Below are 2766 nucleotides of genomic sequence, written 5' to 3'. Positions count from 1 at the left end.
CTGTCGCCAGGGCTCAGGATCTCCGGCCGCCTCTGCACGCATCCATCCTGTTTTGCGCCGTTTCTCACCCAACAAACCATCCAGGAAAAGATTGGCCGATGCCGCAACGCGTTCCTGGGTGAATAGCACGCGCATGCGAGCCTTCACGTCCCGCAGCGACGATGCCCAAAGCTCCAGTGTCGTTTCAATCGATGCGCCCGTCATCCACGGCCTCCCTACCATGGAGACCTATTGATTCAGAATTTCAATCAATATGCAACTGTAATGCTTCTGTAATGGGCCTTTGTTCGTCAAGTCCCTCTGAATGATTATCTCGTCGCCGGGATCATGCTTCTGTCCGTGGTCAGCACGAAGACCGCCACACCATGCCATCAGATCCTTAAGCCGACAGATCAATCTAGGAAGCGTGTTTTGCCGAAGCATTCACAGCACTACACACGATCTTGCCAAGCCCTCGTCCCAGCAACGGGACCTCATTAGAAGCGTGCCGTTCCAGGCGCGCCTCGATCAGCATTTCTTCCTTCAAGCGGCCATTGCGGTTGCCCCCCAGCGAAAGTCGGTGGCGTCCATCCACATGCGATGGAGTACGACGCCGAGCTTACGCGCCAGAGCCACCTTCGCGCGCTTCATCCCGCGCCGTTTCGCTACATCTAGCGCCCAGCGCTTCAGGCTGGAAAACCGCGTCGCTCGCGTCAGCATGATATGCGCCGCTTCGAAAAGCGCGGTTCGGACCATCGCGTCACCGACCTTGCTGACGCCTCCATCCCGGTCGGTCTCGCCGGACTGATATTTCTTGGGGGTCAGCCCAAAGTAGGCGCCGACTGTACTCGATTTTACAAAGCGGGTCGGATCGTCGACCGCTGATCGATATGTCAGAGCGACCAGCGCGCCGACGCCAGGCGTGCTCATCAACCGGTGGCAAATCTTGTCTGCCCGCGCGATCTTCAGCATTTCGCGGTGGAGCCTGGTGAACTCACTCCACAGTATCGCTCGGGCTGCCAACATCCCGCCGATCACCGTCTCCAGGGTGGCGTGCCCTACGATCAGTTCCTGGATACGCGCCTGGAACCTGCCGCGGCTGACCTCGCCGACCTTCAGTCCATAGCCGCGCAGAATCCCACGGATACTGAGTTCGACGTCGAGCAGCTTTCCCTGCAGAAGCTTACGCCCGACGAGTAAGGCGCGGGTATCTTGCGATGCCATCGATTTTGCATGAACCGGCCGATACCAGCCCATCCGCAGCAACTGGGCAATCCCGCGGGCATCTTTCCGGTCGGTCTTCACGGTCATCGCCGAAAGTGCCGCCTTCACGTGTCGCGTCTCCAGCAAAACAACGTCCCGACCAGCGGCGACAAGCCCAGCATGCAACCAATGCGATAGCGGCCCCGCCTCCAGCCCGATCCGGCATACCGGCAATTCCAACTCGTCGAAATATCGCACCAGCGTCTCGGGCTCGCTGGCGACCTTGACCTCGCGGACGATCTTACCCTTCGCGTCCACGATGCACACGCTGCTCTCTTTCAGAGAGACATCGATTCCGGCATAATACTCCATGGCTGTTCCTCTCATGATGCTTGGGGCCGATCGCTCGGACTCCGTTTCCAACACCATCATTCTGAGGGACAGCCATCCAACTTGGCTACTCTTGAGACGCCGGCCCATTACGGCATCTAGTTGTCTGGTTGCGACACATCATTGGCGTAATATAGTACGTCGTCGACTTTAGTCATAAGATCGTCCGGTGCCGTCGGCTTGTAAAGAGGATTGGCGAGCGCGGGCATAAGGCCGATCCGCTCCTCTACCTTCTGGCATGGCGAACTGCCGTGGAGCACGCGCTGTCGTCGCCGATTGTAGGCACGGTTGAAGCCGGTCAGCAGGATTTCGAGATCAGCATGGCCGGCGACGTTGATGCCCATCACTTCGCTGGCGATGCGGCCGTTGAAGCGTTCGACCATGCCATTGGTTTGCGGCGTATAGGGTCGCGTCGTGCGGTGAACGACCTTGATCTTCGCGCAGGCGCGTTCGAAATCGTCGGCGGTAAAACAGGATCCCCGGTCTGTCAGCACATGGGTGATGCGGAAGGGGAAAGCCCTTCTGGCGGCCTTGAGGAAGGCGACGGCGTTGGCAGCATTTTCAGCATCGTAGACGGCCAGATGGACGAAGCGTGAGCAGCGATCGATGGCGACATAAAGGAAACGCTTGCGAGTTTCGCCGTCCGCGGTGCGCAGCTTGGGCAGATGTTTGACGTCGATATGGACAAAGCCCAGGTCATAGTCCTGGAAGCGCCCCTGTCCTTTACGCGGCTGCGCCGTGGGCTTGGGCGGTCGTCGATTGAGCCCTTCGGCCTTGAGTACCCTGTAGATGCTGTCGCGATTGAGGTGTGGCAGGAAGTGCCGGAGCACGAAGGTCAGGTCATCCAGGGCAAAGCCTGTCGCCCTGCGTACAGCACAGATGATCGCGCGTTCTTCCTCATTCATACGCCAAGCCAGACGATGGGGCCGACTTGGGCGATCCAGGATCGCCTGCTCTCCTCGCTTGCGCCATTTGCGGACCGTCTCATCGCTGATGCCATAGCGTTTCGCCACGACACTGGCAGGCTCGGTCGAACGGGCAATTTCCGCCCTTACAGCAGGCGTGGTTCGAGCCTGGGGATGTATCTGCACCATCACGAAACCTCATCAGCAAGGACGGCAAAGCGCCACGCGTGATCCGCGATGGCATTCTTTACCATATCCCAATGATGTGTCGCAACCAGACAGCTAGTCC

The 2766-nt window shown here is 59.0% G+C and carries 2 protein-coding genes and 1 pseudogene; all 3 read right to left on the bottom strand.

Features of this window, described 5'->3' with window-relative positions:
- Positions 1-204 (bottom strand): annotated as a pseudogene (locus tag YP76_RS27510) (IS701 family transposase); the annotation flags it as partial.
- A 318-nt stretch (positions 205-522) separates the two neighbouring features.
- Complete coding sequence (locus YP76_RS26370; RefSeq protein WP_046766335.1) at positions 523-1554, bottom strand: IS110 family RNA-guided transposase; 1032 nt, start codon at positions 1552-1554, stop codon at positions 523-525.
- A 116-nt stretch (positions 1555-1670) separates the two neighbouring features.
- A complete protein-coding gene (locus YP76_RS26365; RefSeq protein ID WP_037520950.1) occupies positions 1671-2666 on the bottom strand; it encodes an IS481 family transposase in 996 nt (331 codons plus the stop codon).
- Positions 2667-2766: the final 100 nt, after the last annotated feature.

Origin of the sequence: Sphingobium chungbukense (assembly GCF_001005725.1) — a bacterium.
Lineage (GTDB): Bacteria > Pseudomonadota > Alphaproteobacteria > Sphingomonadales > Sphingomonadaceae > Sphingobium > Sphingobium chungbukense.
The sequence above is the reverse complement of the archived record's forward strand: the minus strand, read 5'-3'. Positions and strand labels throughout refer to the sequence as shown.